We start from the raw sequence: 6,537 nt of genomic DNA, 5'->3' as shown, positions 1-6,537 counted from the left end.
TTACCTAAATAACGGATATACACCCAGCCCAACCCAACCCAGCCCAGCCCAGCCCAACCCCCACACCCGACCGGTTTCCCACCTCATAAACAGCGCAGGAACCTCAGACCCAATGATGAATCGGCCACCCCGCCTGTTCAGCATGCGCCCGCAACACCGGGTCCGGGTTCACCACCTGCGGGTTCGCCACCTTCAGCAGCAGTGGCAAGTCATTGCGCGAGTCCGAATAGAAATACGCCCCGTCGAGGTGCTCGCCTTCCTGCTCCAGCCATTCCATCAGGCGGGTAATCTTGCCTTCGCGGTAGGTCAGTACACCGGTGGTCTTGCCGCTGTACACCCCGTGGGCGACGTCCAGCTCAATCCCCAACACTTCATCAATGCCGATCCGCGCCGCAATCGGCTTGACCAGGTGCGTACCCGAGGCGGAAATCACCAGGATCCGGTCGCCGTTCTGGCGGTGCCGGGCGATGGTCTTGGTGGCTTCGCTGTAGATCAGCGGCTCGATAATGTCTTCCACCCAAGGCTCTACAAGGTGCTCGATTTCTTCCGGCGTGCGGCCAATCATCGGCTCCAGGCTGAAGTCCATGAAGTCTTCCATGGCCAGTTCGCCGCGGCTGTAGGCCGCCATCAGTTCGTCGTTCTTGCGCATGAACGACTCGCCATCCACCCAACCCAGGCGGCCCATCTGCTCGCTCCACAGGGTGGCGCAGTCGCCATGGATCAGGGTGTCGTCCAGATCAAAAATTACCAATGCCATCGGTCACGCTCTCTCAAATAAATCGTGCGTCAGGCTACTTCACACAACGCACTTGGGTCGATGGAAAGTGCCAATCGCTGGCCGTCCGGGTGCAAATCGTCGGCCGAACGGTTGAGTACATCGACCACCAATTCCACGCCGCGCGCTTCGATGCGGTAGCGGATCACGTTGCCCAACAGGCTGTGGCTGCGCACCAGGGCGTCCAGCTCGCCGCTGCGGCTCAGCTCGATGGCTTCCGGGCGAATGGCGATGCGCCCGGTGATCGGGCGTTGCAACAGTTTGCTGGCTTTGTCGGCATCCAGCAGGTTGTAGTTGCCGATGAAGCCTGCGGCGAACACATCCACTGGCGCGGTGTAGAGGGTCTCCGCATCGCCGCTCTGTACGATCTTGCCCTGGTTCATCAGGAAGATCCGGTCGGACATGGTCAGGGCTTCTTCCTGATCATGGGTCACGAAAATAGTGGTCAGGCCCAGCTCGCGCTGGATCTGGCGGATCTGTTCGCGCAGGTGCTTGCGAATCCGCGCATCAAGGGCCGACAGCGGCTCATCCAGCAACAGCAGGCGCGGGCGGGTCACCAGGGAGCGGGCGAGGGCTACGCGCTGGCACTGTCCGCCGGACATCTGGTGCGGGTAGCGCCCGGCAAGTTCTTTCAGCTCCACCAGTTGCAGCACTTCCTGTACACGCTTGTGGCTGTCGTCGGCGTTGACCTTTTGCATGCGCAGGCCGAAGGCGACGTTCTGTTCAACGGTCATGTTGGGGAACAGCGCGTAGCTCTGGAACACCATGCCGATATGCCGTTTCTGCGGGCTCAACGGCACGATGTCCTGGCCGTCCAGCAGGATTTTCCCGCTGTCCACCGAGGTCAGGCCAGCGATGCAGCGCAGCAGTGTGGACTTGCCGCAGCCCGACGGGCCAAGGAGGGTGACGAACTCGCCCTTGGCGATTTCGCAGTTGATGTCACTGAATACCGGCGTGCCGGCGTAGCCTTTTTGCAGGTGTTGGACGCTGACGAAGCTCATTGGCTTTTGTCCTTGTTCAAGATGTTGGCGGCCCAGGTCAGCACCAGCACAAAGAAGAAATAGGAGATCACCAGGGCACTGGTGAAGTGGCCGCTGCTGTTACGCATATTGTTGAGGTACACCTGCAGAGTCTCGTAGCGAGTGCCCACCAGGATGTTGGCAAACACGAACTCGCCGAACAGGAACGAGAACGACAGCAGCAACGCCACCATCAGGCCCTTGCGCAGGTTGGGCAGCACCACCAGGAACGCCGCTTGAAAGGTGCTGGCACCGAGCAGTTGGGAAGCGTCCATCAGGTCCCGCAGGTTGATCGCTTGCAGGTTGTTGGTGATCGCCCGGTACATGAACGGCAGCGCTACGGTGAAGTAGCAACCGATCAGAATCCACGGCGTACCCACCATCGCAAACGGCCCCGAGCCATAGAGCTGCAACAGCCCCACCGACGACACCACCGGCGGCACCGCGAAGGGCAGCAGGATCAGAATGTTCATCAGCGCGTCGAGTTTCGGAAAGTGGTAATGCACCACAAACAGCAGCGGCAGGATCAGCACCACCGACAAAATCAGCGCGCCGACACACACCAGCAACGACTGGCCGAAGGCATTCAGAAAGCGCGGGTCACTCCACAGCTGGATATACCACTTGAAGGTAAAACCCGACGGCAGGATGGTCGCCGACCAACTGCTGGCGATGGAGTAGACCAGGGTGCCGAGCAACGGCAGTACCAGGATCGCAAACAACAGGTACACCACTACGCGGTGGTAGAGGGCGGCCGAGCCAGGTTCAGCGCGAGACATGGTAGCTCCTCTTGAGCAGCAGTTGATGGACCACGGTCACCACGGTCATCAGCGCCACCAGCACCACGGCCAGGGCGCTGGCCATGTTCGGATCCAGGGAAATATCGCCGGAGACCATCGCCGCGATGCGGATCGGCAGCACGTTGAAGTTGCCGGTGGTCAGCGCATAGACGGTGGCGTAGGCGCCGAGGGCGTTGGCCAGCAGGATAACGAAGGTGCCCAGCAGCGCCGGGGTCAGCACCGGCAAGCCGATATGCCGCCAGTACTGCCAGCCGTCCGCGCCCAACAATGAAGCCGACTCGCGCCAGTCTTCGCGCAGGGCGTCAAAGGCCGGGTAGAGCAGCAGTACGCCGAGGGGAATCTGGAAGTAGGTATAAAGGATGATCAGGCCGGTCTTGGAGTACAGGTTGAAGTCCTGAATGATCCCCGCCTGCTTGAGCATGATGGTTATGCTGCCGTTGAACCCCAGCAGGATGATGAAGGCGAAGGCCAGGGGCACGCCGGCAAAGTTGCTGGTCATGTTGGCGAACGCCGTCACGAAATTGCGCAGCGGCCCGTCTACCCGGCGCAGGGAATAACTGCCCAGCACGGCGATGATGATCCCGAACACGCTGGAGTAGAAACTGATCTCCAGGCTGTACTGGATCGCCTGCAGGTAGAACTTCGAACTGAAGATCTTGCTGAAATTGGCAAAGCCCCAGCCGAACTCTTCCGACTGCACGCTGCTGATCATCACCCACACCAGCGGGGCGATCTCGAACACGATAAAGAAGAGGGCGAAGGGCACCAGGCACAAGGCAGCCAGCCATTTGCCACGGATCACGGAATTCACTTCAACAGCTCCCGGCATACAGGTTTGTCGTGGGGCACACCCAGCAGCTCGCAGACGGTGCCGCACAGCTCGGTTTGTTTGGGCGTGGCGTGGGGGTCGAGGCTGAAGGCATCGCCGAGGACAAACAGTGGCACTTCCCGTTCTTCCGGCAGCAGGCCGTTGTGGGAGCGGTCGTTGTTCATGCCGTGGTCGGCTGTCACCAGCACCTGGTAACCGGCGTCGAGCCAGCCTTGCAGGTAGTCGGCGAGGATGATGTCGGCCGAGCGTGCGCTGTTGCGGTACTGCGGGGTGTCGAGGCCGTGCTTGTGGCCGGCATCGTCGATGTTCATCGGGTGCACCACCAGGAAATTCGGCGCGTGTTTGAGGCGCAGGCTTTCGGCGTCGGCAAACAGGTGGGAGTCCGGGTAATGGTCATTCCAGTAGAAATGCCCGTGCTGGATCGCCAGGTCCGGGTCGTGGGTGTGACGATCCCGGGCGGCGATGAAGGGGCTGCGGTTATATAACTCGCTGACCCAGTGATAAGCCGCCGCCGCGGTGGATAAACCCGCGTCGGTGGCGTAATGGAAAATGCTGCGCTGGTTGGACAGGCGCGAGACATTGTTGTGGACGATGCCGCTCTCGATCGGCGGGACGCCGGTGAGGATGCATTCGTACAGTGGCCGGGACAGGGCCGGCAGTTCACATTCCAGTTTGTACAGTGCTGCGCGTCCTGCGCCGACATAGGCCTGCAAGTGCCCCATGGCGTGTCGGGCAACCTCGTAATTCAGGCCGTCGAGCACGACAAGGATGACGTTGTGCTTCATAGGGGCTGGGGCTCCGCAACAGATTGGCTTGACTCGGTTTTTCGGTTGGAACCGGGTGAAATGTGGGAGCTGGCTTGCCTGCGATAGCGGTGTGTCAGTCGACAAAAATGCTGAATGTCATACCGTTATCGCAGGCAAGCCAGCTCCTACACTGGCCGCGTTCTTACTGCATATTGATGATGACTTCTTCCTGCCACTTCTGCGGCAGTGCCTTGGAGGTCTTCTCCCAAGCCTCGGCATCCTTGATCGGCGTGACCTTCTTGTACTGTTCGTTAGGCAGCAACTTGGCCTGCACGTCGGCTGGCAGGGTCAGGTGCTCGGCACGAATCGGCCGCGCATTGCCGCGCGCCAGGTTGGTCTGGCCAGCGTCGCTGAAGATGTATTCGCGGGTCAGCTTGGCGGCGTTCGGGTGCTTGGCGTATTTGTTGATGATGGTGGTGTAGCCGGAAATCACCGAGCCGTCCGACGGGATCAGCACCACGTAGTCATCCGGGTTGGCCATCTTGGCTTTGTAGCTCAGGCCGTTGAAGTCCCAGACCACGCCCACTTCCACTTCGCCTTTTTCCATGGTGGCGATGGTCGGGTTGGCCAGCGACAGGCGGCCTTGTTTGGCGATGTCGGCGAACATCAGCAGTGCAGGCTGAATGTTCTTCTCGTCGCCACCGTTGGCCAGTGCTGCGGCGAGCACGCCGTTGGCTGCCTGGGCGGCGGTGCTCACGTCACCGATGGAGACCTTGTATTTACCGGTCTTCAGGTCAGCCCAGCTTTTTGGGGCTTCGGAGCCGTGCAGCAATTTCTTGTTGACGATAAACGCGATGGTGCCGGTGTAGGCCAGCGCCCAGTTACCGTCTTTGTCTTTTGCCCAATCCGGGACTTGTGCCCAGGTGGTCGGTTTGTACGGTTGGGTCACGCCCTGTTTCACCGCGATCGGGCCGAAGGCTGCGCCGACGTCGCCGATGTCGGCGCTGGCGTTGTCTTTCTCTGCCGCGAACTTGGCGACTTCCTGGGCCGAGCTCATGTCGGTGTCGATGTGTTTGAGGCCGTAGGTCTTGGCCAGGTCGTCCCAGGTGCCTTTCCAGTTGGCCCAGTCATCGGGCATGCCGACGCTGTTGACGGCGCCTTCCGCTTTCGCGGCGGCTTCGAGTGTTTTCAAATCGGTGTCAGCAGCCATGGCGGCGGTGCACATGGCAATGGTCGAGCCTAACAGTGATGCCAGGAAAAGCTGTTTCATCCGAAGCTCCTTTGGGCGTTTTCAACGCTGCGTTTTTATGAACGATTGCGGTGGTGTTGGTCTAGGTCAGCAATACACGAGCCAATTTAGGCGTGGCGGATGACAGTTTCATGTCGACGTCGTTTTTTGTTGGCCTGGACGGGGGATCGCCGGGTAAGCGTAGACCATGCCCAACCGCCCGGAAGCCTTGGACTTGGCCGATGTATTGCAGGTCTTGTGGCAGGACGTCGTGAGGCGCTGTCATCTGTCGGTCATGTGCAATGCCTAGGCTTGCACGCAACAGCAGAGGCGCGTTTAGCGGGCGTTTTGTGCACCTGAATAGTGCTGGTCTAGTCCAGATAGGTAACGTTGATGCGTGATGAGGCAACCAAAGCGGTGACAACCATTGGCCTGGCGCTGCAAGAGCAGATCGACCATGGGTTGTTGGCGCCTGCCAGTAAGCTGCCGGCCGAACGCAAGCTCAGCGAGTTGTTTGGTACCACCCGGATCACGGTGCGGGAAGCCTTGTTACAACTTGAGGCCCAAGGGCAGATTTATCGCGAGGAGCGGCGGGGGTGGTTTGTGTCGCCGCCCAGGCTTGCCTACAACCTGATGCAGCGCAGTCATTTTCACGCGATGGTGACTGCCCAGGGGCGGGTGCCGTTGACCGAAGTGATTTCGGCGCGGTTGCAGCCGGCGTCGGCGGCGGTGTGTGCGTGGTTGCAGTTGCCGGCGTTGTCCAGTGTGGTCCAGATTTGCCGGGGGCGCAGGATTGATGGGCGGTTGGTGTTGTATGTGGAGCACTATCTGAACCCGCAGTATTTTCCGGGGATTCTGGAGTGTGATTTGAATCAGTCGATTACTGAGCTGTATGCGCGGGTGTATGACTTGCACTACGGGCGGGTGCGGTTTGAGATTGTGCCGACGTCATTGCAGGTTGAGGCGGCGGCGGCGTTGAGGGTGTCGGTGGGGAGCCCGGGGTTGCGGATTGCGCGGGTTAATTATGATCAGCATGAGCGGTTGATTGATTGTGATCTGGAGTTTTGGCGGCATGATGCGATTCATGTGGGGGTGGATGTGGTTTGACGGTTTGACGCTTTGACCGTGTACATATCCGTT

General features: G+C 60.1%; 7 protein-coding genes. 1 reads left to right on the top strand and 6 read right to left on the bottom strand.

All coding sequences use genetic code 11. The annotated features are described in order from the left end of the window. Window positions 1-103: 103 nt before the first annotated feature. From HX855_RS31795 to HX855_RS31770, 6 genes are all read right to left on the bottom strand, one after another. Window positions 104-757 (bottom strand): HAD family phosphatase, encoded by a 654-nt coding sequence (locus tag HX855_RS31795; protein ID WP_177091529.1) that lies wholly within the window; start codon window positions 755-757, stop codon window positions 104-106. A 29-nt stretch (window positions 758-786) separates the two neighbouring features. Beyond that, the gene (locus HX855_RS31790; protein WP_003219745.1) at window positions 787-1,776 is read right to left on the bottom strand and encodes an ABC transporter ATP-binding protein; all 990 of its coding nucleotides are present in this window, start codon (window positions 1,774-1,776) and stop codon (window positions 787-789) included. Beyond that, complete coding sequence (locus HX855_RS31785) at window positions 1,773-2,573, bottom strand: ABC transporter permease (protein ID WP_088427194.1); 801 nt, start codon at window positions 2,571-2,573, stop codon at window positions 1,773-1,775. The genes HX855_RS31790 and HX855_RS31785 overlap by 4 nt, the downstream gene beginning before the upstream one ends. Then, complete coding sequence (locus tag HX855_RS31780) at window positions 2,560-3,405, bottom strand: ABC transporter permease subunit (RefSeq protein ID WP_088427195.1); 846 nt, start codon at window positions 3,403-3,405, stop codon at window positions 2,560-2,562. The genes HX855_RS31785 and HX855_RS31780 overlap by 14 nt, the downstream gene beginning before the upstream one ends. Continuing rightward, window positions 3,402-4,208, bottom strand: a complete 807-nt coding sequence (locus HX855_RS31775; RefSeq protein ID WP_177091531.1) for an alkaline phosphatase family protein — start codon at window positions 4,206-4,208, stop codon at window positions 3,402-3,404. The genes HX855_RS31780 and HX855_RS31775 overlap by 4 nt, the downstream gene beginning before the upstream one ends. Before the next feature lie 163 nt (window positions 4,209-4,371). After that, on the bottom strand, window positions 4,372-5,439 hold the full coding sequence (locus HX855_RS31770; protein WP_177091533.1) for an ABC transporter substrate-binding protein: 1,068 nt from the start codon (window positions 5,437-5,439) through the stop codon (window positions 4,372-4,374). Window positions 5,440-5,790: 351 nt separating this feature from the next. Here HX855_RS31770 and HX855_RS31765 point away from each other — a divergent pair, with 351 nt between their 5' ends. Continuing rightward, entirely contained in the window at window positions 5,791-6,504 is a 714-nt protein-coding gene (locus HX855_RS31765; RefSeq protein ID WP_177091535.1) for a UTRA domain-containing protein, read from the top strand. Window positions 6,505-6,537: the final 33 nt, after the last annotated feature.

Origin of the sequence: Pseudomonas sp. IPO3778, assembly GCF_013386825.1 — a bacterium.
In the GTDB taxonomy this organism is placed as follows: domain Bacteria; phylum Pseudomonadota; class Gammaproteobacteria; order Pseudomonadales; family Pseudomonadaceae; genus Aquipseudomonas.
This window is presented reverse-complemented; position numbering and strand designations above follow the sequence as displayed.